Origin of the sequence: Pandoraea oxalativorans (assembly GCF_000972785.3) — a bacterium.
Classification (GTDB): Bacteria; Pseudomonadota; Gammaproteobacteria; order Burkholderiales; family Burkholderiaceae; genus Pandoraea; species Pandoraea oxalativorans.
Genome location: NZ_CP011253.3, coordinates 3,665,811 through 3,689,612 on the forward strand (window position 1 = coordinate 3,665,811; position 23,802 = coordinate 3,689,612).

Below are 23,802 nucleotides of genomic sequence, written 5' to 3' on the forward strand. Positions count from 1 at the left end.
GAACGTAAGCCTGATTGACGCTGTGCGCTTCGAGCGCGCTAGACAGTAGAGGTCGTTCTTGGCGAATTCCATCAGGGTGCGCAGGCTGGCCTGCAGACGCCGGATATAAGCCTGCAACCAAATTCTCGTCCAATGTCACAACGATATTACCTTGCAAGCCGGGAGCTATTGTCGAATCTGGTGTACGGGGTGCTTTGGGAAATATGAGAAGGCGGTGGCGGTTTAGCTGAGAATGTTGCTTGTCGAAGGCACACCGAGCAAAGCCGGCGCGAGCCGGCCCCGACCACCATGAAGAAGATTACGAAAGAAACGAACGGCAGTAAAGCACAAACGAAGAGCGCGCTCGATGAACTGATCCAGCAAGGCGCGCGGCAGATCATCGAGCAGGCAGTCGAAGCGGAACTGGCGAGCATGCTTGAACAGTACAGCAACGTGAGGTCGATCGACGGTCGGCGTGCCGTGGTGCGCAACGGCTACCTACCAGAGCGCGAAGTCGTCACGGCCATCGGTCCGGTGCCGGTTCGGGTACCGAAGGTGCGTGATCGCTCGGGTTCGGGCATCCGCTTCAATTCGGCGGTCGTGCCGCCGTACGTTCGCAAATCCGCACGCGTGTCGGCCGCACTACCGTGGCTGTACCTGCGAGGCATCTCGACGGGCGACATGAGCGAAGCCATGGGCATCATGCTGGGCGGCCAGGTCAGCGGCCTGTCGCCAAATGTGGTGAGTCGTCTGAAGGCGCAATGGGCCGATGAGCATGCTCAGTGGAATCAGCGTGAGTTGTCGTTGGCGCGCTGGGTGTACTGGTGGGCTGACGGCATTCACACCGGCGTGCGCAGCGACGATTCCGACGGCCAGTGCCTGTTGGTGATCATTGGTGTCAAACCGGACGGAACGAAAGAGCGTGTGGCGATCAGTGACGGGTATCGGGAATCGAAGGCGTCGTGGGCCGAACTGCTGCTCGATCTGAAAAAGCGCGGTCTGCAGTCAGGGCCGCTGCTGGCTTGCGGAGATGGTGCGATGGGATTCTGGGCAGCGATGGAAGAAGTGTTCCCGCAGACCGAGCATCAGCGCTGCTGGTTCCACAAGATGGGCAACGTGCTCAACGCGCTGCCGAAATCGCAGCAGGCCCGCGCCAAAAAGGCGATGCAGGACATTTGGATGGCCGCCACGCGTGCCGAAGCGCTGGTTGCCTTCGATCACTTCGTTGATACCCACTCGGCAAAGTATCCGAAGGTGGTCGAAAAGCTGACGCAAGATCGCGACGAGCTGCTGGCATTTTACGATTTCCCGGCCGAACACTGGCAGCATCTGCGCACGACGAATCCGATTGAATCGACCTTCGCGACGGTGCGTCACCGCACCAAGCGCACGCGCAACTGCGTCTCGCGCGCGACGTTCCTCGGCCTGGCATTCAAGCTGATCGAGTCGGCCGAAGACTCGTGGCGGCGCATCCGCGCCCCCGAAAAGATCGCGACGATGCTTGACGGGATGACGTTCAAGGATGGAGAGCCGGTGACCGACAGCACACCGGCTCAGCAGCCCCTGGCCGCCTAATCTTGCTCACGCCCCGTACACCAGATTTGACTTTAACTCGCTGGAGCGGCCCCATGAAACACCGGACACAGCGACCCACTTACAATAACGGGTAGGCATAAGACTGTGTTTTTGACTAACACCAAGCAGGAAGTGATGGAAGTGTTGACGGGCCCAGAGCGCCGGCGTCGCTGGACGGCGGAGCAGAAACTGTCGATGGTTCGCGAGAGTTTCGAACCGGGAAAATCGGTTTCAATGGTCGCGCGCCATTACGGCGTGAACCCGAACCAGCTATTCCACTGGCGCAAGCTGTACCAGGACGGTAGCCTGTCAGCGGTCAAGGCTGGCGAAGAAGTGGTTCCGGCATCGGAGTTGGCTGATGCGCTCAAGCAGATTCGCGAGCTGCAACGGATGCTCGGCAAAAAAACAATGGAGAACGAGATTCTCCGGGAAGCAGTTGAATACAGCCGAGCAAAAAAATGGATAGCGCACTCGCCCTTGCTGCCGGAGGACGGCCAGTGAAACTGGTCTGTGAAGTTCTCGGCGTGTCGCGCTCGAACGTATCGGCACGACTGTCGCGTCCGGCGACGTGGCGCGATGGCCGGCAATCAAGGCCGACCGACGACGAAACTGTAGTCGAGGAAATCCGCCGTGTCGTCGGCGATTTGCCCAGCTATGGCTACCGGCGGGTTTGGGGCACGTTGCGCAACGTGCGCGTTGCAGTTGGACTGGCGCCGTTCAATGCCAAGCGCATTTATCGCATCATGCGAACGCATGGGCTGCTGACGCAGCGCCGACCGATTGCGCCGCGAGCCCACCGTCGACATGATGGCAAAGTGGCCGTCGCGCGCAGCAATCAGCGATGGTGCTCGGACGGCTTCGAGTTCCGCTGCGACAACGGCGAGCCGCTGCGTGTGACGTTTGCGCTGGATTGCTGCGACCGAGAAGCGATGAGCTGGGCGGCGACGACAGCAGGCCACAGCGGCGACATTGTGCGCGACGTGATGCTGGCCGCAGTGGAAAATCGGTTCGGCAACGAGGTGCATACGCCGTCCGAAATCGAGTGGCTGAGCGACAATGGTTCGGGCTATACGGCTGACGATACGCGCCGGTTTGCGATGAACATCGGACTAAAGCCATTGACCACGCCCGTGTGCAGTCCGCAAAGTAACGGCATGGCCGAGAGCTTCGTGAAAACGATGAAGCGCGACTACGTCGCCTTCATGCCGAAGCCGGATGCTGCAACCGCTGCTCACAATCTGGCCATTGCATTTGAGCATTACAACGAGAAGCACCCCCATAGCGCGCTGAAATACCGCTCGCCTCGCGAGTTCCGGCGCTCGATGGATTCAGCAACCTTAGTGTGATGGTGTGTCCGGTTTTACAGGGTCAACTCCACTCGCAAGCCGGGCGGCGTTCATATAAGCGTCAAGCAGCATGGCCGGTCAGCGACAACTATCTTGGCCGGTCAACGGGTGTAGTTGTCGCTGGTTAAGAGGCCATAGTTGTCGTTCCTCCTTCGCAATTGTCGTTAGGTAATTGACGCCGGCGGGCGCTTTGTTTGTCGCTGGCCTTACGACGGCGATAGCTTTCGACGTTGAGCTCGAAGATCGTCGAGTGATGGACGAGCCGGTCGATAGCGGCGATCGTCATGCCCGGATCAGGGAAGACATCGTTCCATCCAGAGAAGGGCTGGTTGGCCGTAATCAGCAGGCTTTTGCGCTCATATCTCTCGGCGATCAGCTCGAACAGCACGCTGGTTTCGGCCTGGTCCTTGCGAGCGTATGACAGGTCATCCAGGATGATGAGATCGAAGCGATCGAGCTTCGCGAGCGCGGACGGCAGTTGCAGGCTTTGGCGCGCGGCCTGGAGCTTCTGGACAAGTTCAGCGGTGCGCGTGAACAGCACGCGATAACCGGCGTCGATCAACGCATGACCGAGGGCTGAGCCCAAATGACTCTTGCCGCCGCCCGGCGGGCCGAACAGGAGAATTGTGGCGCCTTTCTCCAGCCAGGATTCTCCGGTGGCCAGCGCCGTAACATGCGCCTTCGAGACCATCGGCACCATGCCGAAGTCGAAGGTAGCAAGCGTCTTCGTCGGGTCCAGATGCGACTCGGTACGGTGCCGCTCAATGCGTCGTTTGGCGCGTTCGGCCAGTTCGTGCTCAAGCAGCGCCCCAAGCAATCGCGTAGCGGGCCAGCCTTCCTTGTCAGAGCGCTCAACGAACTCGGGCCATAGCCTGCCGATCGTCGGCAGGCGTAACTCGTTCAACATCAGGGCCAGACGGCCGTTGTCGTGGGCAGGGGCGTTCATGCTGCCACCTTGTCGAGAAGCTCGTCATAGAGCGCAACGGGCGGCATCTCGACCACCACCTCGGGACATAGGGCCTGACGCGGCGCGAATTCATTGCACAACTGCTTTAGATCGGGCAGCTCGCCTGCTGCGAGCAACGCATCAAGCCGTTCGGCCAATAACGCCTCAACGCCGTGGTGGCCCGCGAGTTCAAGCAGACCCACCATGGTCTTGCAGGCCTGCCGTTGCGTCAGTTGCGCCTCCAGCCGCTCCCAGGTCCGGCGGTAGGCCTCGCGAGGAAACAGTGCGTCACGAAACGCGAGCCCTTTGAACGCTTGTGGCTTGCGTCGCAGCGAGTCGATGAAGTGTCGGTAATCAAGCGCGTGGCGGTTGTCGGCGGCACGGGAGCCTCGCGGGGTGCTATGCACCAGTGCGCCGGACAGGTAGCAGTCGAGCCGGTCACCGTAGACCCGCACCTTCAAGCGGTGGCCGATCAGGCGCGACGGCGCACTGTAGAGGATCCCGCGCACGGTGAACGTGCTGCAGCGGGTCACGCGTGCCTCTTCCTCGACGAAGTCAGTGGTACGACGTTCAGGCAGATCCTGCAGCTGTGCGCGCTCGATGCGAAACGCTGCGGCGTTGCGCCGGTTTCGACGCATCACCACCTCGCGTACGAACTCATCGTAGGCAGGCCGGTCAGCGAAGTCACGATGGCCGCGAAGCATCAATGCCTGCTCGAGCGCTTCCTTCAGATACCGATGCGAGGATTCCACGCTGCCGTTCTCATGGCCCAGGCCGCGATTGTTGCGCGTGCCATTCATGCCGTAATGGTCGAGCAGCGCTGCGTAACGCGCCGTGAAGTCCTCCTGCTCCGTCAGGTTCTTGAAGGCGGCCGACAGGCTGTCAGATCGATGTTCACGGGGACAGCCGCCCGCCTGCCATAGCGCGTTCTGCAATCCGGCCGCGAGGGCTTCGAAACTCTCGCCCCCCTCAACCACGTTCGCGTACTCCCAGCGCGAGAACGCCAGCACGAAGTGATACAGCCGGTGACCGAACGGGGCGCCACCGATCGTCACGCACAGCTTGCTCATATCAGTGAAGTCCGACAGTCCGCGCACACCGGGCTGATGCTCCTGCGGGAAGAACACCTCTTGAGTGGGGCCCTCGAGAGCGCGCCACTGGCGAATACGCCGCTCCAGCGTGCGCCGCATACTATCGGGATAACGATCCGGGTGATCATCTTGCAGCTTGCGTAAGACCGTGATGCCCATCAGGTGGGGCGAGTTACGCAGCAGCGGCACGACTTCGCGGTCCCAGACGTCGACAAACGGATCGGGACGGGTCCGCCAGGAATGCCGCGGCTTCTGGGATGGCAAAGTGGCGTCACGTTCGATACGGCGTGCCGTACGCACGCTGATGCCGGTCTTGGCGGCCGCGACTTCCTGCGGGTGGTGTTTGCGCTTGTTCATGTAGAGACGAACCTGTTGGTCGGTAATGCGGGTTCCAGACATGAGCTGACCGCTTCCTCAAGCTTCGGTCAGTTCATCCTAAGCCCCGTCGACCCGGCGTCGCCGGTGGCTCGTCGTCTCCGGCGGCTACGCCGCCTCCAACGCCTCACCACCGGCCAAAACAATCGTCAACGACCGGCCAAGATAATTGTCGCCGCCCACCCGCATCCCCTCGGAGCATATCCAACTTCGCCACTAGGTCTTCCGCTCTCAGATGCGTATAGCGCCGCAACATCTGCATCGACTTATGGCCGCTGATGGCAGCCACCTCTTGGTCACTCAAACCGACTTCAACGAGCCGGCTCACCGCTTCATGGCGGAGGTCGTGAAATCGAAAGTCGGAGCACCCGGCAGAGATTTTGATCTGCATCCACACCTTATTGAAGTTGTAGGGGCGACGTACGCCGTCCTTCCCGGGCTCGCCAAAAAAGATGAGATCAACCCCTTCGGCCGTAGCGGATTGCCAAGTGCAGCCTCAAATAGCGCCGTAGCTTCTGTCGTCAGGGGAATCGTCCGAGGCATCGTGTTCTTCGTCTCGACCAAACGCACCAGGCGCCGTCCGACGTCGACCTGACCGCATCGAAGCGTGACGATTTCCGACGATCGCATCCCGGTCTCCAATGCGATACGAACGATCCAACCGAGCATTGGGTTCGAATGGCCGTCCACCGCACTTAGCAGACGAGCTGACTCGTCGTTATCTAGTCGCCGATTTCGCCCCGGCCCCGGCGATGGGCGCCGAACGTTCATCACCGGATTACTCCCCAGCCCCAGCCCCCACTCCTTAAGCGCAACGGTAAACAGATGGCCAAGCAACGCCAACTCAAGGCGAACGGTATTCGTCGCTCTTGGGATCGGATTTCCTTGAGAATCTACGCGCCCCTCTCCCGCCAAGCGCCTGTCGCGATATTGAGCGACCATATCGGGCGTGATAGCCGCGAGAGAATACTTACCGAAGAATGCGATCAACGGGATGGATCGTTTGCGCTCGCCAGCTTGAGTCTGTGGTCTCTTCGTTGGAGTCACATCAGCCAAATAGCGCGCCATGGCCTTTTCAAACGTCAGGCGCTCAGATGGCGCACGTTGCACGTACAGCCCTCGGACCATTTCGTCCTCTGTGCGTCGAGCCCAGTCCTCAGCGTCTTTTTTTCAGTCGGAAGGTCTTCGCGTTGGTCGGAAAACCAGCCTTCCGAATGACAGCTTTCCAGGTGCCAGATGCGGTCTTGACGATCGTTGCCATGGGTGCTCGGACGTGTGCTCGAATTCCCCCACTGTACTGAAAGTGTACCGAAGAGGCAATTTAGCCCTATACCTTTCTGCTAGCGACACTCTCGCGATATCGAAAAAACACGGATCCCGACAGAAAAATCCCCATGCAACCCATTGATTTAAAAACAAAAAACCCCTGACGTCACCGTCAGGGGCTTTCTTACTTCTTTGGTAGGCCGTGCTGGGTTCGAACCAGCGACCAAGGGATTATGAGTCCCCTGCTCTAACCGCTGAGCTAACGGCCCTAAACTACCGGCGCTCGCTCAGCAGCAATCAATTGCCTTCGAGGAACGACTTGAGCTTGTCGGAACGGCTCGGGTGACGCAGCTTGCGCAGCGCCTTGGCTTCGATCTGACGAATACGCTCGCGCGTCACGTCGAACTGCTTGCCCACTTCCTCGAGCGTATGGTCCGTGCTCATCTCGATACCGAATCGCATGCGCAGCACCTTGGCTTCACGCGGCGTCAGCGAATCGAGCACGTCCTTCACGACGTCGCGCATACTACCATGCAATGCGGCGTCGGCAGGTGCGACCGTGCCGGTATCTTCAATGAAATCACCCAAATGCGAATCGTCGTCGTCACCGATCGGCGTTTCCATGGAGATCGGTTCCTTCGCGATCTTCATGATCTTGCGGATCTTGTCCTCCGGCATTTCCATCTTCTCGGCCAGCGTCGCCGGATCCGGCTCAACACCGGTCTCCTGCAGAATCTGACGCGAAATCCGGTTCATCTTGTTGATCGTTTCGATCATGTGCACCGGAATACGGATGGTACGTGCCTGGTCCGCGATCGAACGCGTGATGGCCTGACGAATCCACCACGTCGCGTACGTCGAGAACTTGTAACCACGACGATATTCGAACTTGTCCACCGCCTTCATCAGGCCGATGTTGCCTTCCTGAATCAGATCCAGGAACTGCAGGCCACGGTTCGTGTACTTCTTCGCAATCGAAATTACCAGACGCAAGTTCGCTTCGGTCATCTCGCGCTTGGCCTTGCGGGCACGGCGCTCGCCTTCCGACATCTTGCGATTGACGTCCTTCAACTCGGTCAGCGGCAACACCACGCGCGCTTGCAGGTCGATCAGCTTCTGCTGCAATTCCTGAACGGCCGGCACGTTACGCTCAACCACCGAGCTATACGCCTTGTTGTCGGCCACGACCGTGTAGATCCAGTCGAGATTGGTTTCGTTGCCCGGGAAACGCGACACGAAATCCGCACGCGGCATGCCGCACTTGTCGACCACGATGTTCAGGATCGCACGCTCGATGTTGCGCACTTCATCCACTTGCGAGCGCAGCGTGTCGCACAGACGCTCGACCGTACGCGCCGTGAAGCGGATCGTCATCAGTTCGGCCTGGATCGACTCGCCAGCCTTCACGTACGGCTTGGACTGGTAGCCTTCCTTCTCGAACGCACGACGCATCTTGCCGAACCAGTCGGCGATCACGGCGAACTTGGCGAGCGAGTCACGCTTGAGCTGCTCGACCTGCGCTGCCGAAGCTGCGCCGCCGTTGCTGCTATCCTCTTCCTCGTCGCCTTCTTCCTCTTCCTCTTCTTCCTCTTCTTCTTCCGCGTCAGCGTCGAAGTCTTCGTCGTCAGAGGCAGCGGCAGCCGCATTGGCTTCCGCATTCGGATCGATCAGGCCGTCGACCACTTCGTCGATACGCATTTCTTCGCGCTCGACCTTCTCGGCCATCGCCAGGATCTCGGCAATCGTCGTCGGGCATGCGGAGATGGCCTGCACCATGTGCTTCAGGCCTTCTTCGATGCGCTTGGCGATCTCGATTTCCCCTTCACGCGTCAGCAGCTCGACCGTACCCATTTCGCGCATGTACATACGCACCGGGTCGGTCGTGCGGCCGAACTCCGAATCGACCGTGGAGAGAGCCGCTTCCGCTTGCTCCTCAACTTCGTCGTCCGTCGCAGCGTTCGGGGCATTGTCGTTGAGCAGCAGCGTCTCGGCATCGGGTGCCTGCTCGTAGACAGCCACGCCCATGTCGTTAAACGTTGCGATCACGCCTTCCAGCGCGTCGCCTTCGACCACATCGTCGGGGAGGTGGTCGTTGATCTCTGCAAAGGTCAGGAAGCCTCGTTCCTTGCCCAGCTTGATCAGTGTCCGCAGCTTGCCACGACGTTCCTCAAGTTCCTCGGCCGTACCGGGCTGGTGCGAGGAAAATGCGTCCTTGAGCAGTGCTTTCTCTTTTGCCCGGCGATCACGCGCCTTCTGCTTTTCCACTTTGGTCTGATCTTCGTTCACGGGTTGATCATTAGTATTCGCTGCGACGTTCTGCTCCCTCGGGGCGGTGGTCTTCGCGGCTCTGCCGCGTGCTTTGGTCGGGACGACCGGCTCGACTGCTGCCGACGTAACCTCCACCACTGCCTCCGGTTTGCTGGAAGCCCCGGTCTTGCGTGGGGCTTTCGTCGCAGGTGTACTGCGGCCCGCCGGGCTCGAAGCCTTGGCGGTAGTTGCGCTTTTCGCGCTTTTTTCAGCGGGTTGTCGGGCCTGCGGTTTCCCGCCTGCCGTCGCCTTCGCGGCCGTTGCCGGCTTGGTCGCCTTGACCGCCTTCGCGGTCGTGGCGGGCGGCTTGGACTTCACCGTCGGCCTGGCCGCCTTGGCAGCCCCCACCGTCGCGGCGGTCGCACTCTTGCGCTTGGTGACATCGGTCACCTTCGCAGCCGTATTGCCGGTTGCCTTCGTGGCACCGGCAGCTGCCTTAGTTTGCGTAGTACGTTTCGCCGAACTTGCCTGGCTGGCTGTTTTCTTCGTGACTTGCGACGCCGCACCGGCTTTTCCTGCAACGCCAGCCTTCGCAGAACGAGACGCCCCCTTCCCACCTGACGCCGCCGCCGCACTGGTCGCGCGTTTAGCTGTCGGTGAAGGGATAACCGTCTTTTTTCCGCTGGTCGTTGTCATCTTTGCCATAGCGATCTCACTTGCCAGAAAACAGCCCACTGAAAACCTTTAATTATAGCACGCGGGCATACCTCAACTTCGCGCGCCTCCTGTGCTGGCCGTAGCCAGCCATCGCTTCAATTCGTCGCGTTCCCGCGACAGCGCCTGAGCGTGGCGCAATTCATCGGGCGTCAACGACGCCCGCTTGAAAAGCGTCTCCAATGCTTCGCACAACCGGTCGTACTGCAAACGCCGGATGGCACTACGCAACTCGGTGAGACGCAACGCAATTTGCTCTTCGCGACGCTCGACCTGCGCCTCATCGGCCGGATCGAACAACATCAGGTCCCGCGCATTTTCTTCAAATGCCAGAATTTCGCGGATGATGTCGTCGAAACTTGCCCAGTTGGGCGAAATCCTCAGTCGATCCGACATATAGCGAAAATCGGCTTGCGCCCCCATTTCGCGGCATAGCGTCAGCACTTCCGAGAAAATCTCGCCGTGCTGGCCCATCTCCCGCAAAATCCTGGTCTCTTCTTCGGTTAATTCGTTTCCCAGCGCCGGGAACATCAGCAAGTTCTGCAACGCCCGATGCTCGGTACCGACGACACGACGCTTCTCGCGCTTGGCCGGCGCCTTGTCCCACGTGTTCTGACGGCGCGCAGCGCCGATGTGCAACTCGCAAAGCTCCGCGACTTCCTCGACCGAACTGCCCACGCGCTCGGCCAGCGCATGAATGATCTGACCACGCAGCGCGTTCGCGGGCATCTGCTGCAACAGCGGCTTGGCCTCGAACAGCGCACGCGCCCGCCCTTCCGGCTGGTGCATTTCCTTGCCCGCCGTCACTTCGCCGATCAGGAACTGCGACATCGGCATAGCGCGCGAGACTTCGTCTGCAAACGCTTGCGTGCCGTGCTCGCGCACATAGCTGTCCGGATCGTGCTCGCTCGGCAAAAACAGAAACTTGAAACTCCGGTTGTCGTCGGCGTGCGGCAGGCAGGCCTCAAGTGCACGACGCGCCGCCCGGCGCCCCGCCGCATCGCCGTCGAAGCTGAACACCACCGTTTCGGTCTGGCGCAGCAACTTCTGCACATGCATTGGCGTGCAAGCCGTGCCGAGCGTTGCGACTGCCTGCGGAAAGCCAAGCTGGGCCAGCGCCACGACATCCATATAGCCTTCGACCACCAGCACGTAGCCCGCGTCGCGAATGCCGATGCGCGCTTCGAATAGCCCGTACAGCTCACTTCCCTTGCTGAAGAGCGGCGTTTCGGGAGAGTTCAGATACTTGGGCTCGCCCTTGTCCAGCACACGTCCGCCGAAGGCAATGACCTGCCCTTTCGTATTCCGGATCGGGAACATGATCCGGTCGCGGAAACGGTCGTAGCGTCGCTTCGTGCTGCCCGGCTCGCCCTTCTCGCTCTCGATGACGAGACCCGCCTCAAGCAACTGGTCGTCACGATAATTCTCGAACGCAGCTTCCAGGTTCTGCCAGGCTTCCGGGGCATAACCGAGCCCGAAATGCGCGGCAATCTCGCCGGTCAATCCACGTCGCTTCAAATATTCGATGGCCACCGGCGCGGCGCGCAGTTGCTTGCGATAGTAGTCGCAAGCGCGCGTCATCACGTCGACGAGGCCGAGGGTCTGCGCACGTTGCGCGGCCGGTGCCGGTGCGCCCGGCAGCGGCGCTTCTCGCGGCACATCCAGCCCGACGTTGCGGGCCAACTCCTCCACAGCTTCGACAAATCCGAGCCCGGCATGCTCCATCAGGAAGCTGATCGCGCTGCCGTGCGCGCCGCACCCGAAGCAGTGATAGAACTGCTTGGTGGGACTTACGGTAAATGAGGGCGACTTCTCGTTATGAAAGGGGCACAGCCCCATGAAGTTCGCCCCGCCCTTCTTCAACTGCACGTAACGGCCCACCACCTCGACAATATCGACGCGGTTGAGCAGGTCCTGCAAAAACGACTGGGGAATCACTGGATCGGTGCCATCGCAACGCGGTGCCGCACCGTCGCACAGGCGACAGCGCCGAACCGCACTACCGGTTTACGCAGCCAACGCCGCCTTCACTTGCGCGGACACGGCGGTCATGTCGGCACGGCCCGCCAACAGACCCTTGAGCACGCCCATCACCTTGCCCATATCCTGCGGCCCGGCGGCACCCGTTTGCGCCACGGCCGCCTTCACCGCCTGCGCAACTTCGTCTGCCGAGAGTTGCTGCGGCATATAGACCATGAGCACTTCGACTTCGGCGGCTTCCTTATCGGCCAGATCGCGGCGACCAGCGGCCTGGAACTGGCTGATGGAATCTTTGCGTTGTTTGATCAGTTTGTCGACGATGGCAACGGTGGCCGCGTCATCGAGGGTGATGCGCTCGTCGACTTCCTTTTGTTTGATTGCCGCAAGCAGCAGGCGGATGGTCCCCAGTTTGTCGGCGGCCTTGGCACGCATGGCCGTCTTCATGTCTTCGTTAATGCGTTCTTTCAGACTCATGAGCAGGGATTCCGGAATTCGATTACGTTTCAGTGTAGTGCATGCCGCCCCAAAGAAAAGGACGGCGAGGGTGTGACACGCATCGCTCTGCGCCGCTGCCGGTGCACTGGCGCAGCGCTCAACGGGGGCACAAAGCACAAAAACCCGCTTGCGGAAACGATCACACGTGCGATCACAAGCGGGCTCGCCGGAGAATTAGACCGCCCGGACACGGGCATTGTTCGATGCCTCATGTCACTGGCGTATCGGACGCTAATCTTCAGGTAATGCGCCGGAGGCGTCGAAAACTGTCCCGAACGCCTTCCGAAACGACTGTTACGACAGATACAGCGCCGTCTCCACGAAGGAGAGAGCGTAGCATAACGGCCTAGCGGCCGTCTACGACAGCGCGTCGCCTTCCGGCGGACGAAGGCCGTCGGCGCCCTCGCGTGCGCTTGAGCTTACCGGCCCGGCCATTCATATTGCCCGCATTAATCCAATGCGCCATCAGCGGCTTTTGCCGCCTGGATGCTTTCGGACATCGCCCGTGCACACGCCACCGCCGACGCCCACGCCCACTGGAAGTTGTAGCCACCGAGCCAGCCCGTCACATCGACCACTTCCCCGACGAAATGCAGCCCCGGCTGCGCGCGCGCCTCCAGCGTGGTCGAGGACAGCGCGCGGGTATCGACGCCACCGCGCGTCACTTCCGCCTTGCGCCACCCTTCCGAGCCGCAAGGCTTAAGCGTCCAGCCGGAAAATGCCTGCGCGAGCGAACGCAACGCCTTGTCCGGCAACTCCTGCACGCGTGCTTGCGGCGAGAGACCGCTATTGGCAACCCAGGCATCTGCCAATCGCGCCGGAACCCACTGCGCCAGCAAGTTGCTCAATTGACGTTTGGACGACGCTTTGGCGTCAAACAGCGCCGCCTCGATATCTGACGTCGGTGCGAGATTCAGTGTAATCGGCTGCCCGGGCGTCCAGAAACTGGAAATCTGAAGAATCGCAGGGCCGGACAGACCGCGGTGCGTGAACAACAGATCCTCAAGGAAACTGCCCGCCTCTTTGCCTTTGCCCGTGCTGACCTCCACTTCCAGCGACAAACCCGACAGTCCCGCGAAGGGCGCCCAGGTCGACGCATCGAACATCAGCGGGACGAGGGCCGGTCGCGGCTCCACGATATCCAACCCGAACTGACGCGCGATCCGATAGCCCCAGTCCGTCGCCCCGATTTTCGGAATCGACAGCCCGCCGGTTGCGATCACGAGACGTTTTGCCGCGATATGGCCGGCATCTGTCGTCAAATGGTAGCGATGTGCCGCACCGGCATCGGCATCGGCATATGCGACGGTATGGACCGCGCATGGCATGCGCCAGTGCACGTGCCCCGCAGCGCACTCGTTTCGCAGCATTTCGATGACGTCTTCGGCACTTTCGTCGCAGAAGAGCTGACCGCGGTGTTTTTCATGCCACGCAATGCGGTGGCGCTTGAGCAGGTCGAGAAAGTCGCGCGGGGTGTAACGCGCAAGCGCCGAACGGCAGAAACGCGGATTCTCCGACAGGTAGTTCGCCGCGCCCGCATTGATATTGGTAAAATTGCAGCGACCGCCGCCCGAGATGCGGATCTTCTCGGCGAGGCGCGTCGCGTGATCGATGAGCACCACGCGCAAGCCCAATTGCCCGGCCACCGCCGCGCACATCAGGCCGGCCGCGCCAGCACCCACAATCGCTACATCGAACTTTTCCATGGCGCGCATTGTAACCGGCAGCCGATGGGGCCGACTGGTATACTTCCGGGTTCCCCATTAAAGTTGACGCTGCGCGCCTCCCCATCCGCCATGCTGGTTCTAGGCATTGAAAGCTCCTGCGACGAAACCGGGCTCGCCCTCTACGACACCGAGGCCGGGCTGCTCTCGCACGCGCTGCATTCGCAGATTGCGATGCATCGCGAGTACGGGGGAGTGGTGCCCGAACTGGCGTCGCGCGACCATATTCGTCGCACCCTGCCCCTCGCCGAAGAAGTGCTCGCTCAAGCAGGCAAGCCGCTGAGCGCCGTCGACGCCATTGCCTATACGCAAGGCCCTGGTCTCGCAGGCGCGCTGCTGGTCGGGGCAAGTGTCGCCAACGCGCTCGCTTTCGCGCTCGAGCGTCCGGTCGTCGGGGTGCACCATCTCGAAGGCCATTTGCTATCGCCGCTGCTCGCCCCGGACGCCCCTGACTTCCCCTTCGTCGCCCTGCTGGTTTCCGGTGGCCACACCCAGTTAATGGAAGTCCGTGCGTTCGGACAGTACGCCATGCTCGGCGAAACGCTCGACGATGCCGCCGGTGAAGCCTTCGACAAGACGGCCAAACTGCTCGGGCTCGGCTATCCGGGTGGCCCCGCCGTCTCGCGTCTGGCCGACTTCGGCACGCCGGGACGTTTCGACCTGCCGCGCCCGATGAAGCACTCGGGCAATCTGGATTTCAGTTTCAGCGGCCTGAAGACGGCGGTGCTCACGCAGGTCCGCAATCTCGGCGGGAACGTCTGCGAACAGGAGAAGGCCGACCTCGCACGTGGCTTCGTCGACGCCATCGTCGACGTCCTCGTCGCCAAGTCGATGGCCGCGCTGAAGCAAACCGGGATGAAGACCCTGGTCGTCGCGGGTGGCGTGGGTGCCAACGCGCAACTGCGGGCCGGACTGAACGAAGCGGCACGACGCCGTGGGTTTCGCGTGCATTACCCCGACCTCGCGTTCTGCACCGATAACGGCGCGATGATCGCTTTTGCGGGCGCAATGCGCCTCAAGCACTGGCCGGACGAAGCGGATAGCGAATACGCCTACACAGTGCGCCCACGCTGGGATCTGGCCGATATCGTGCGAAGTGCGTAATGCGACCGATGCGACGCCAATAACCTCGCTATCTGCACATCTTTCGGCCATCGCCCAAGAAAAAACCGCTCCTCGGAGCGGTTTTTTTACGTCTGACGTAAGTGTCCGGCAATCACGCCGCCACGCGCTTATCGCGCTCGATCACGGCATAGGCGCTGTGATTGTGGATCGATTCGAAGTTCTCGGCCTGAAGCACATACGCCGCGACGCGCGGTTCGTTGTTCAGACGCGTCGCCACGTCACGCACCAGATCCTCGACGAACTTCGGGTTCTCATAGGCACGCTCGGTCACGTACTTCTCGTCCGGGCGCTTGAGCAGCCCCCACAACTCGCACGACGCTTCCTCTTCCGCCATCCGCACCAACTCTTCGACCGCGATATCGCCTGCGATCTCCACGTCGATGGTGATATGCGAGCGCTGATTGTGCGCGCCATATTGCGAAATCTTCTTCGAGCACGGGCACAGGCTCGTGACCGGCACAAGTACCTTGAGCCACACACGCGTCTCGCCATTGCGCACGTCGCCGGTCAGCGTGACTTCATAGTCCATCAAGCTCTGCACGCCCGACACCGGCGCCGTCTTGCTGATGAAGTACGGGAACGTCACTTCGATGCGACCCGCTTCGGCTTCGAGCTTATCGAGCATGCTGGCAAGCATCGCACGGAAGCCCGCAACGCTCATCGGGTCGCGATTCGCTTCGAGCAAGGCGACGAAACGCGACATGTGCGTGCCCTTCTGGTCGGCAGGCAAATGCACGTCGAGATTGAACAGGCCGATGGTGGCCTGCACGTCGCCGTCGGCCAGACGCACCGACAACGGATGACGCACGCCACGCACACCAACGCGCTGAATCGGGATCTGCCGGGTGTCGACGGTGCTCTGCACATCCGGCATAACGAAAGCGGGGTTCATCTGGTTCATCTAATTTCCTTCTTTGCCGGCGAGCCGACTGGGGGGAGGCAATGGGCAAACGTATCCGACACACGGCTCGCGAACCTCCGTCGAGTAGCGTCGGGAACGTGCCGGAGAACCCCGGCACGGAATGGGGAATGCGTCCTTCAAAACGAAACGATCCGGCGCCTGGGCCGGATCGTTCGCAGACTCGAGACTACCGGACAGGTCAGGCGACGAGCTTCGTCGCGGTCTTGCCGGTTGTCTGGGCGGCCTCTGCCGACGGAAGATCGAAGCGCTCGCAGATCGACTTGGCGATGCCTGCGGCGTCGAGACCCACGCCAGACAGCAACAATGCCGGGTCGCCATGATCGATGAAGCGATCGGGCAGGCCCAATTGTAGTACGGGTCGATTCCCCCCGCTGGCCAACAGGGATTCGGCCACGGCCGAGCCCGCGCCGCCCATGATGCTGCCCTCTTCCACCGTCACAAGGTAGTCGTGCGTTTGCGCCAGTCGCGCGATCAGTTCATCGTCGATCGGCTTGACGAAGCGCATGTCGGCCACGGTCGCGTCGAGTTGCGCTGCCGCTGCAAGCGACGGGGCAACCATGCTGCCGAAAGCGAGAATGGCGACGCGGCGTCCGGCTTGCGCCTGGCTCTCGCGACGCACCACACCCTTGCCGATCGGCAGTGCCGTCATCGTCTGTTCGATCACGGCCCCCGTACCTGCGCCACGCGGATAACGCACCGCCGACGGACCGTCGATCTGCACGCCGGTGTACAGCATCTGGCGGCATTCGTTCTCGTCCGACGGCGCCATCACGACCATGTTCGGAATGCAGCGCATGAACGGAATGTCGTACGCACCGGCGTGGGTCGCACCGTCGGCACCCACGAGGCCCGAGCGGTCCAGCGCGAACACGACCGGCAGATTTTGCAGCGCGACGTCGTGAATGAGCTGATCGTAACCGCGTTGCAGGAACGTCGAATAGATCGCTACGATCGGCTTCAGACCTTCGGTCGCCATGCCGCCCGCAAACGTCACCGCATGCTGCTCGGCGATGCCCACGTCGTAGTAACGATCCGGGAAACGCTTCTCGAACTCCACGAGGCCGGAGCCTTCGCGCATGGCGGGCGTAATGCCCACAATGCGCTTGTCTACCGCCGCGATATCGCACAGCCAGTCGCCGAACACTTGCGTGTACGTCTTCTTGCCACTCGTGCTCGGCTTGATACCTTCGGCAGGGTTGAACTTGCCCGGACCGTGATACAGCACCGGGTCGGCTTCCGCGAGCTTGTAGCCATAGCCCTTGCGCGTAACGACGTGCAGGAACTGCGGGCCCTTCAGATTCTTGATGTTCTCGAGCGTCGGAATCAGCGAGTCGAGGTCGTGACCGTCGATCGGGCCGATGTAGTTGAAGCCGAATTCTTCGAACATCGTGGCCGGCACGACCATGCCCTTGGCATGCTCCTCGAACTTGCGCGCCAGCTCCAGCACCGGGGGCGCCACGCTCAGCACCTTCTCCACGCCCTTCTTCGCAGCGGCGTAGAAACGGCCCGACATCAGGCGCGCCAGATAACGGTTGAGCGCGCCGACCGGCGGCGAGATCGACATGTCGTTGTCGTTGAGGATGACCAGCAGCGGCACGTCTTCATGCACGCCGGCGTTGTTCATCGCCTCGAATGCCATACCGGCCGTCATCGAACCGTCGCCGATCACGGCGATGCCGAAGCGGTTCTCACCCTTCGTGCGCGCGCCGAGCGCCATGCCGAGCGCCGCCGAGATCGACGTGCTCGAATGCGCCGTGCCGAACGTGTCGTACGGCGATTCGTCGCGCTTCGGGAAACCCGAGATGCCGCCGAGCTGACGCAGCGAACCCATTTGTTCGCGACGCCCCGTCAGGATCTTGTGCGGATAGCTCTGGTGGCCCACGTCCCAGACAATGCGATCCTCCGGCGTGTTGAAGACGTAGTGCAGCGCAATCGTCAGCTCGACCGTGCCGAGGTTGGACGACAGATGGCCGCCCGTACGCGACACGCTCTCGAGCACGAAAGCCCGCAGCTCTTCGGCCAGCGGCGCGAGTTGGCGACGCTCCAGACGCCGCAGATCGGCCGGGTCATCGATAGTATTTAGAAGTTCGTACATCGTCGTTCCATATATAGGCGTTCTTTACCGGGCAACTCCCCCTGTGAGCTGTTCCCGATCTCCTGCCGATGCGCTCTGTGGGGAGAAACGCGTCGACCCTCCTTGCCCCTTGCTTATCGCTACTGCCAGCAGTCCTCGGATATGCATTGACCCGCGATCCAGGAACTGCTCAGAAAACTCATTTACCGATGACGCGCCGCGATGTGACTTCCGCCACAAATCGTCGGCTTACGTCCAATCTACGTCGGTCAATTAATGCGATCGACGACGTAATCGGCCAGTGCACGCAGACGATCTGCGTTACCCAGCGAGGCACTCGCTGCATGTGCGTCGGCACGCAGCTTTTCCGCGTAGCCGCGCGCGCCATCGAGGCCCATCAACGACACGTAAGTCGGCTTGTCGTTGGCGGCGTCCTTGCCTGCGGTCTTGCCCAGCGTGGCCGAGTCGGCCGTCGTGTCGAGAATGTCGTCCACGACCTGGAAAGCCAGTCCGACGGCCGCCGCGTAGGCGTCGAGCGCCACCGTTTCGTCGTCCGACAGCGCGCGGCCACAGATAGCGCCCATACGCAGCGAAGCTCGCAGCAATGCGCCCGTCTTCAGGCGATGCATGTTTTCCAGTTGCGACTGCGTGAGCTTGATGCCCACGCTTTCCAGATCGATGGCCTGACCGCCAGCCATACCGAGCGCACCCGAGGCCAGCGCCAGTTCGCGCACCAGCGCGAGCGACTGCGCCGCGCTCAGATCGACCGTCGCCTCGCCCAACAGCGCGAAGGCCTGCGTCTGCAGGCCGTCGCCGGCAAGTAGACCGGTCGCTTCGTCGTACTGCACGTGCACCGTCGGCTTGCCACGGCGCAGATCGTCATCGTCCATGCACGGCAGATCGTCGTGCACCAACGAATACGCATGAATCATTTCGACAGCGCATGCCGCGCGGTCGAGCGCCGTCTCGCTGGCCTGCGTGACTTCGCCTGCAGCGAAGCACAGCAGCGGACGTACGCGCTTGCCGCCGCCGAGCACGGCGTAACGCATCGATTCATTGAGTCGCGCCGAGCCGCCATCGGCTGCCTTGGGCAGCGCAGCGTCGAGCGCCTGTTCCACACGGGCCTGTACTGCCTGCATCCAGGCCTTGATATTCTGATCCGCCATCGTCTTCGTCCTGCACGTGCCCGTCGGGCCGTGCTTGTTATTGGAGCGCCCCGGTGTCGTGCTGGGGGACGCCTTGGGTCGTGGGTCGTCTTGCCGTAATTCGGGTTAGCTGCTCAGCGACTCAGAACTCGTCGCGCGACGACGCTTCGAGCGGCTTGAGCGTCTCGCCTTCAAGCACCTTCACCTGCTGCTCCACCTTCTCGAGCAGACCCTGGCAGTATTTCACCAGGACGGCGCCGCGCCGATACGCGCCCAACGATTCTTCCAGTCCCAGCTCACCGCCCTCCATGCGTCCGACGAGCTGTTCGAGCTCAGCCAGCGCAGCCTCATAGGTCTCGGGCAGGTCTTGCGACGCCTCGGGCGCCGCGTCTTGCGACTTTGCAGTCTTAGCCATAAACGCAAAATTCGGGTCGAATGTTCCATTTTACGGCAAAAGCGCATTAGCTCGCAGAGCGTAAATTGCCCAAAATCGGGTCCGGATGACTTTTTTCGGACATTATTTAACGTAAATCATGGACTTAGCGGCCCTCGCATGCTTAGACCGGGTATAATCGTCGGTTCCCCTAAATCGATTTTTCGATGGTTGGGTTGTTCACTGCTTTCAAGCTAGACGGGAGTGGGAATGTCCAATCTAAGCAGCGCTTTGCAACTAAAACCGGCCTCAAGCCAACTGCCGGTCTACACGTATTTCGATGAGGCGCTCCTCGCCCGCGAGCGTGAAGTCCTGTTTAAGCACGGCCCCCGCTATGTGGGCCACGAATTGATGGTCCCGGAAGTCGGCGATTATTTCGCCCTTCCGGCTGAGCAGGAAGGCCGCATGCTGGTCCGCAACGGTGCGGGCGAGCATAACGGCATCGAATTGCTCTCGAACGTCTGCCGTCATCGTCAGGCGGTCATGCTCAATGGGCGTGGAAACACGCCCAATATCGTTTGCCCGCTTCATCGCTGGACATACGACACGAAGGGCGAACTGCTCGGCGCGCCGCATTTCCCGGAGAAGCCCTGCCTGAACCTCGGCAAGTTCCCGCTGCAACGCTGGAACGGGCTGCTGTTCGAAGCAGAGGGCCGCGACGTGCAGGCCGATCTCGCGCGACTAGGCGTGAAGCACCACCTCGACTTTTCGAACTTCATGTTCGATCACGTCGAAGTGCACGAATGTAACTACAACTGGAAGACGTTCATCGAGGTTTATCTCGAGGACTACCACGTCGTGCCGTTCCACCCCGGTCTGGGCAGCTTCGTTTCGTGCGAAGACCTGAGCTGGGAGTTCGGCGACTGGTATAGCGTCCAGACGGTTGGCGTGCATGAAGGTCTCGCCAAACCCGGCAGCCCCATCTACCGCCAGTGGCACGACGTGCTGCTGCGCTACAGGGAAGGCGTGCCGCCGGACTTCGGGGCGATCTGGATGGTGTACTACCCGCATCTCATGATCGAGTGGTACCCGCACGTGCTCGTGGTGTCGTGGCTGATCCCGCGCGGACCGCAACAGACAACGAACATCGTCGAATTCTATTACCCCGAGGAAATCGCGCTCTTCGAACGCGAATTCATCGAGGCCGAGCGTGCCGCCTACATGGAAACGGCGCGCGAAGACGACGAGATTGCGGAACGCATGGACGCCGGGCGGCGCGCCCTGTTTCAGCGCGGCGTCTCGGAAGTGGGCCCCTATCAAAGCCCGATGGAAGACGGCATGCAACACTTCCACGAGTTCTTGCGTCGCCAGATGGGGGATTTCTAAGCCTCGACGGCGCAGGAAATCCCATCGCACGAGAACGCAAAGCGATCGGACGGAAGTCGCGTCGGATCGCCCTCGCGAACGCCATGTGGTACCGATGAGACCGAATTAAATATTTGCCGAAAAAACGCGGAACGGCGGGCCATGTGCCCGCCGTTTTCGTTAGAATCGACGCCATGCTTTCAATATGACCGTGCACTGATCGTTTGTGCTGCACGAGTCGCCTGCGTTCAGCACAAAACGCGCTCGTTCGTCTCCTCGCCGTTACCGGCCACAATTCGCCATGCAATCGCTCTGGATGTTGGTCTCCGCCTTCATGTTTACGTTGATGGGGCTCTTCATCAAACTGGCGGCAAACGAATACAACACCGGCGAAATCGTTCTCTACCGCAGCCTTATCGGCGTGATCGTCCTTCTGGTAATGGCACGATTGCGCGGCCAGTCCATTCGTACGCGTCATCTCGGATCGCACGTCAAACGCAGCGCGGCGGGCGTCATTTCCCTCGGCCTCTGGTTCTTTTCGCTCACGCAATTGCCGCTCTCCACGGCGATGACGCTCAACTACATGTCGCCGATCTGGATTTCGCTGATCGTGATGGGAACGGCAGCAATGCGCGGTAGCCTGCGCACCGATTTCCGGCTGGTAGCGGCGATCTTCGCCGGTTTCGTCGGCGTAGCACTGTTATTGCAGCCGACCATCGACAGTCAGGCGTGGGTTGCCGGTGTCGCAGGCGTTGTCTCAGGCGTGTTCTCGGCCGTCGCCTATATGCAGGTCAAAGAGCTGGGCGCAGCGGGCGAACCCGACTGGCGCATCGTCTTCTATTTCTCGGCCGGCGGCGTGCTGCTCGGTCTGGCCTGGGTCGCCGTCGAGGGCCTGCACCCGATGACCTGGCGCGGTGCTGGCCTGATGCTGGGCGTCGGGATCGCCGCACTGATCGCGCAGACGGCGCTCACCCGGGCGTTCAGTCTGGGCAACACGCTCGTCACTGCGAATCTCCAATACTCGGGCGTAATCTTCGCTACACTGATCAGCATGCTTGTCTGGGGCGACTGGCCTGCACTGGCCGGCTGGATCGGCATGCTGCTCATCGTAGCGAGCGGCATGACCGCATTGCGCCGGCCTTCCCCCTCCGCCTGATCGCCGCCGAACGAATCCCCCACGCCCGTCTGCGGAGACGCCATGATTCATACGCATTTCACCACGCTCATCAGTCCGCAAAATCTCGATGCGCTGATGCAGACCGCCGCCGGTGGCGGCGCCCCGGTGGTCATCTTCGATTGCCGTTTCGATCTCGCCAATCCCAAGGCTGGCGAGCAAGCCTACGTTCAGGGTCATCTCTTCGGCGCGTTCTACGCGCATCTCGAACGCGATCTCTCCGGCAAGACGAACGGCAAGAACGGCCGTCACCCGCTGCCTGATCGCGACGCTCTCGTCCGGCATCTCGCCGCATGCGGCCTGTCGAAGGGCCAGCAGGTTGTCGCGTATGACGCACAGGGCGGCATGTACGCCGCGCGCCTGTGGTGGTTGCTGCGCTGGCTCGGACACGAGTCGGTTGCGGTGCTCGACGGCGGCTTGCAAGCCTGGGAAGCCGCTGGCTTCACGCTCGACGCCGCACCGCCCGAAGCGCCGCCCGCCGGCGATTTCGCGCCGGGCGAGCCGCTGGCGACGACGGCAGACGCTGCCGCCATCGAGCGCAATCTCACGTCGCACGAGCGTTTGGTGATCGACGCCCGCGCAGCGGACCGCTATCGCGGCGAGAACGAAACCCTCGACCCGATTGGCGGCCATATTCCAGGCGCAAAAAATCGCTTCTTCAAGGACAACCTCGGTGCGGACGGCCGCTTCAAGCCTGCGGCCACACTTCGCGAGGAGTTCACGCAAGTGATCGGCCACGACCGCCTGCCGGAACGCGTCATCTCGCAGTGCGGCTCGGGTGTGACCGCGTGCCACAATCTGCTGGCGATGGAAGTGGCTGGCCTGCACGGAGCGAGCCTCTACCCCGGCTCGTGGAGCGAATGGTGTGCGGACAAACGCCGTCCGGTGTCCACGGGTGCGCAACCGTAACTTCAGTAGACCAGAAATGCATAAGGGCACCCCGATGAGGTGCCCTTTTTTTATCGTTCGATGTCGCGCGTTACTCGCTACCCGGCTTAGCGGCGCTTGCCGACATCGCCAGCGCACTCCCGCCTTCGTCATGGCCGTGCCCGTGGTCATGATCGTGATCATGCCCATTGAGCCACACGACCAATGCCAGCCCGACACCAATCAGCAGTAGCTGCGGCAGGGCGTCGCGCGGCGACGTGCGTCGTTGCATCTGCGGCATGAGATCCGACACGGCAATGTAGATGAAGCTGCTCGCCGCAAGCGCCAGCAGATACGGGATCAGGCTTTGCAGACGATCCAGCATGAAGTAACCGAGCACGCCACCCAGCAAGGCCGTCAGACTCGACGCCAGCGTCAGCACCAGCGCCTTGCGGCGCTTGAACCCCGCGTTCAGCAACACCATGAAGTCGCCCAGCTTGTGCGCGACTTCATGCACCGTGATCGACACGGTGGCCGCAACACCCAGACGCGGATCGGTCAGGAAAGCGGCCGCAATCACCACGCCGTCGGCGAAATTGTGGATCGCGCTGCCCACCAGAATCATCCAGCCGCCCTTGCCCGCTTCGTGCGCATCGTGGCCATGCTCGTGATGATGTCCGTCGCCTTCGTGATGGTGGCTATGGCGCAGCAACGCCAGCTTTTCCAGCAGGAAGAACCCCAGCAGTCCGCCCAGCAACCAGCGCGTGATGACGTGGGCGTCGACGTGCGACTCCAGACTTTCCGGCAGTAAATGCAGCAACGCCGTGCCGAGCAGCACGCCCGCCGAGAAGCTCACCATCTTGTCGATGAGCTTCGAGAGCAGACCCAGCGACAGCGACGCCGCCCCGAAAAGACTCAGCACGCCGGAAGCCAGCGTGGCGATAACGATAAAAAGAAAGATGGCGTCGATGGTGATTCTCCCGCGGGCAAGCCGGCGATTTAACCAGCTTTTACCGTTA

At 61.5% G+C, this 23,802-nt stretch carries 18 protein-coding genes, 1 tRNA gene and 1 pseudogene; 7 read left to right on the forward strand and 13 right to left on the reverse strand.

The genetic code is table 11. The features are described from left to right. Nucleotides 1–288: 288 nt before the first annotated feature. Together MB84_RS16150 and MB84_RS16160 are read left to right on the forward strand one after the other, a co-directional pair. Entirely contained in the window at nt 289–1,554 is a 1,266-nt protein-coding gene (locus tag MB84_RS16150) for an IS256 family transposase (protein WP_046290067.1), read from the forward strand. A gap of 135 nt (nt 1,555–1,689) precedes the next feature. Beyond that, nucleotides 1,690–2,900 (forward strand): IS3 family transposase gene (locus MB84_RS16160; RefSeq protein ID WP_157122911.1). Its coding sequence is split into 2 segments (ribosomal slippage): nt 1,690–2,005 and nt 2,005–2,900, totalling 1,212 coding nucleotides; the frame shifts between segments, so codons are not numbered across the junction. 124 nt (nt 2,901–3,024) lie between these two features. Here MB84_RS16160 and istB read toward each other — a convergent pair. The 5 genes and pseudogenes from istB to rpoD all read right to left on the reverse strand — a co-directional run bounded on the left by istB (nt 3,025) and on the right by rpoD (nt 8,981). Continuing rightward, entirely contained in the window at nt 3,025–3,846 is an 822-nt protein-coding gene (gene istB, locus MB84_RS16165; RefSeq protein ID WP_044453167.1) for an IS21-like element helper ATPase IstB, read from the reverse strand. Further along, complete coding sequence (gene istA / locus MB84_RS16170) at nt 3,843–5,336, reverse strand: IS21 family transposase (RefSeq protein WP_044458677.1); 1,494 nt, start codon at nt 5,334–5,336, stop codon at nt 3,843–3,845. Before istA ends, istB begins: the two co-directional genes overlap by 4 nt. A 103-nt stretch (nt 5,337–5,439) precedes the next feature. Next, a pseudogene (locus MB84_RS16175) lies at nt 5,440–6,573 on the reverse strand (site-specific integrase). A 198-nt stretch (nt 6,574–6,771) separates the two neighbouring features. Beyond that, a tRNA-Ile gene (locus MB84_RS16180) sits at nt 6,772–6,847 on the reverse strand. A 28-nt stretch (nt 6,848–6,875) separates the two neighbouring features. Beyond that, nucleotides 6,876–8,981, reverse strand: a complete 2,106-nt coding sequence (rpoD, locus tag MB84_RS16185; RefSeq protein WP_211279381.1) for an RNA polymerase sigma factor RpoD — start codon at nt 8,979–8,981, stop codon at nt 6,876–6,878. Between the two features lie 13 nt (nt 8,982–8,994). Between rpoD and MB84_RS30770 the strand changes: the two genes are divergently transcribed. Further along, complete coding sequence (locus MB84_RS30770; protein WP_211279314.1) at nt 8,995–9,573, forward strand: hypothetical protein; 579 nt, start codon at nt 8,995–8,997, stop codon at nt 9,571–9,573. A 20-nt stretch (nt 9,574–9,593) separates the two neighbouring features. Here MB84_RS30770 and dnaG read toward each other — a convergent pair whose 3' ends face one another. The 3 genes from dnaG to MB84_RS16205 form a co-directional block, all read right to left on the reverse strand. Then, nucleotides 9,594–11,477, reverse strand: a complete 1,884-nt coding sequence (dnaG, locus tag MB84_RS16195) for a DNA primase (RefSeq protein ID WP_046292514.1) — start codon at nt 11,475–11,477, stop codon at nt 9,594–9,596. 69 nt (nt 11,478–11,546) lie between these two features. After that, nucleotides 11,547–11,993 carry a GatB/YqeY domain-containing protein gene (locus MB84_RS16200; RefSeq protein ID WP_046292515.1) on the reverse strand — a complete coding sequence of 149 codons (447 nt, stop codon included), beginning with the start codon at nt 11,991–11,993 and terminating at the stop codon, nt 11,547–11,549. A gap of 470 nt (nt 11,994–12,463) precedes the next feature. After that, nucleotides 12,464–13,720 carry a BaiN/RdsA family NAD(P)/FAD-dependent oxidoreductase gene (locus MB84_RS16205; RefSeq protein WP_046293889.1) on the reverse strand — a complete coding sequence of 419 codons (1,257 nt, stop codon included), beginning with the start codon at nt 13,718–13,720 and terminating at the stop codon, nt 12,464–12,466. Between the two features lie 90 nt (nt 13,721–13,810). On the opposite strand from MB84_RS16205, the gene tsaD reads away from it, so the two are divergent. Beyond that, entirely contained in the window at nt 13,811–14,842 is a 1,032-nt protein-coding gene (tsaD, locus tag MB84_RS16210) for a tRNA (adenosine(37)-N6)-threonylcarbamoyltransferase complex transferase subunit TsaD (RefSeq protein WP_046292516.1), read from the forward strand. 112 nt (nt 14,843–14,954) lie between these two features. Here the strand turns inward: tsaD and folE2 are convergent, their stop codons facing one another. From folE2 to MB84_RS16230, 4 genes are all read right to left on the reverse strand, one after another. Beyond that, nucleotides 14,955–15,764, reverse strand: a complete 810-nt coding sequence (folE2, locus tag MB84_RS16215; protein WP_046292517.1) for a GTP cyclohydrolase FolE2 — start codon at nt 15,762–15,764, stop codon at nt 14,955–14,957. A 199-nt stretch (nt 15,765–15,963) separates the two neighbouring features. Next, complete coding sequence (dxs, locus tag MB84_RS16220) at nt 15,964–17,880, reverse strand: 1-deoxy-D-xylulose-5-phosphate synthase (protein WP_046292518.1); 1,917 nt, start codon at nt 17,878–17,880, stop codon at nt 15,964–15,966. 248 nt (nt 17,881–18,128) lie between these two features. Continuing rightward, nucleotides 18,129–19,025, reverse strand: a complete 897-nt coding sequence (locus MB84_RS16225) for a polyprenyl synthetase family protein (protein WP_046292519.1) — start codon at nt 19,023–19,025, stop codon at nt 18,129–18,131. A gap of 121 nt (nt 19,026–19,146) precedes the next feature. Next, nucleotides 19,147–19,419 (reverse strand): exodeoxyribonuclease VII small subunit, encoded by a 273-nt coding sequence (locus MB84_RS16230; protein WP_046292520.1) that lies wholly within the window; start codon nt 19,417–19,419, stop codon nt 19,147–19,149. A gap of 228 nt (nt 19,420–19,647) precedes the next feature. On the opposite strand from MB84_RS16230, the gene MB84_RS16235 reads away from it, so the two are divergent. From MB84_RS16235 to MB84_RS16245, 3 genes are all read left to right on the forward strand, one after another. Further along, nucleotides 19,648–20,763: an aromatic ring-hydroxylating oxygenase subunit alpha gene (locus tag MB84_RS16235; protein ID WP_046292521.1), complete on the forward strand. Its 1,116-nt coding sequence runs from the start codon at nt 19,648–19,650 to the stop codon at nt 20,761–20,763. Between the two features lie 280 nt (nt 20,764–21,043). Next, complete coding sequence (locus tag MB84_RS16240) at nt 21,044–21,898, forward strand: DMT family transporter (RefSeq protein ID WP_046292522.1); 855 nt, start codon at nt 21,044–21,046, stop codon at nt 21,896–21,898. A gap of 42 nt (nt 21,899–21,940) precedes the next feature. Beyond that, a complete protein-coding gene (locus tag MB84_RS16245; protein ID WP_046292523.1) occupies nt 21,941–22,825 on the forward strand; it encodes a sulfurtransferase in 885 nt (294 codons plus the stop codon). Nucleotides 22,826–22,895: 70 nt separating this feature from the next. Here MB84_RS16245 and MB84_RS16250 read toward each other — a convergent pair whose 3' ends face one another. After that, entirely contained in the window at nt 22,896–23,705 is an 810-nt protein-coding gene (locus MB84_RS16250; RefSeq protein WP_245725389.1) for a ZIP family metal transporter, read from the reverse strand. Nucleotides 23,706–23,802 lie beyond the last annotated feature (97 nt).

Coding starts and splice junctions, on each gene's coding strand:
- MB84_RS16225 (WP_046292519.1), bottom strand. CDS start 19,025: ATGGCGGATCAGAATATCAAGGCCTGGATGCAGGCAGTACAGGCCCGT.
- MB84_RS16240 (WP_046292522.1), top strand. CDS start 21,044: ATGCAATCGCTCTGGATGTTGGTCTCCGCCTTCATGTTTACGTTGATG.
- MB84_RS16205 (WP_046293889.1), bottom strand. CDS start 13,720: ATGGAAAAGTTCGATGTAGCGATTGTGGGTGCTGGCGCGGCCGGCCTG.
- dxs (WP_046292518.1), bottom strand. CDS start 17,880: ATGTACGAACTTCTAAATACTATCGATGACCCGGCCGATCTGCGGCGT.
- MB84_RS16230 (WP_046292520.1), bottom strand. CDS start 19,419: ATGGCTAAGACTGCAAAGTCGCAAGACGCGGCGCCCGAGGCGTCGCAA.
- MB84_RS16245 (WP_046292523.1), top strand. CDS start 21,941: ATGATTCATACGCATTTCACCACGCTCATCAGTCCGCAAAATCTCGAT.
- tsaD (WP_046292516.1), top strand. CDS start 13,811: ATGCTGGTTCTAGGCATTGAAAGCTCCTGCGACGAAACCGGGCTCGCC.
- MB84_RS16150 (WP_046290067.1), top strand. CDS start 289: ATGAAGAAGATTACGAAAGAAACGAACGGCAGTAAAGCACAAACGAAG.
- istA (WP_044458677.1), bottom strand. CDS start 5,336: ATGTCTGGAACCCGCATTACCGACCAACAGGTTCGTCTCTACATGAAC.
- istB (WP_044453167.1), bottom strand. CDS start 3,846: ATGAACGCCCCTGCCCACGACAACGGCCGTCTGGCCCTGATGTTGAAC.
- MB84_RS16200 (WP_046292515.1), bottom strand. CDS start 11,993: ATGAGTCTGAAAGAACGCATTAACGAAGACATGAAGACGGCCATGCGT.
- folE2 (WP_046292517.1), bottom strand. CDS start 15,764: ATGAACCAGATGAACCCCGCTTTCGTTATGCCGGATGTGCAGAGCACC.
- MB84_RS16235 (WP_046292521.1), top strand. CDS start 19,648: ATGTCCAATCTAAGCAGCGCTTTGCAACTAAAACCGGCCTCAAGCCAA.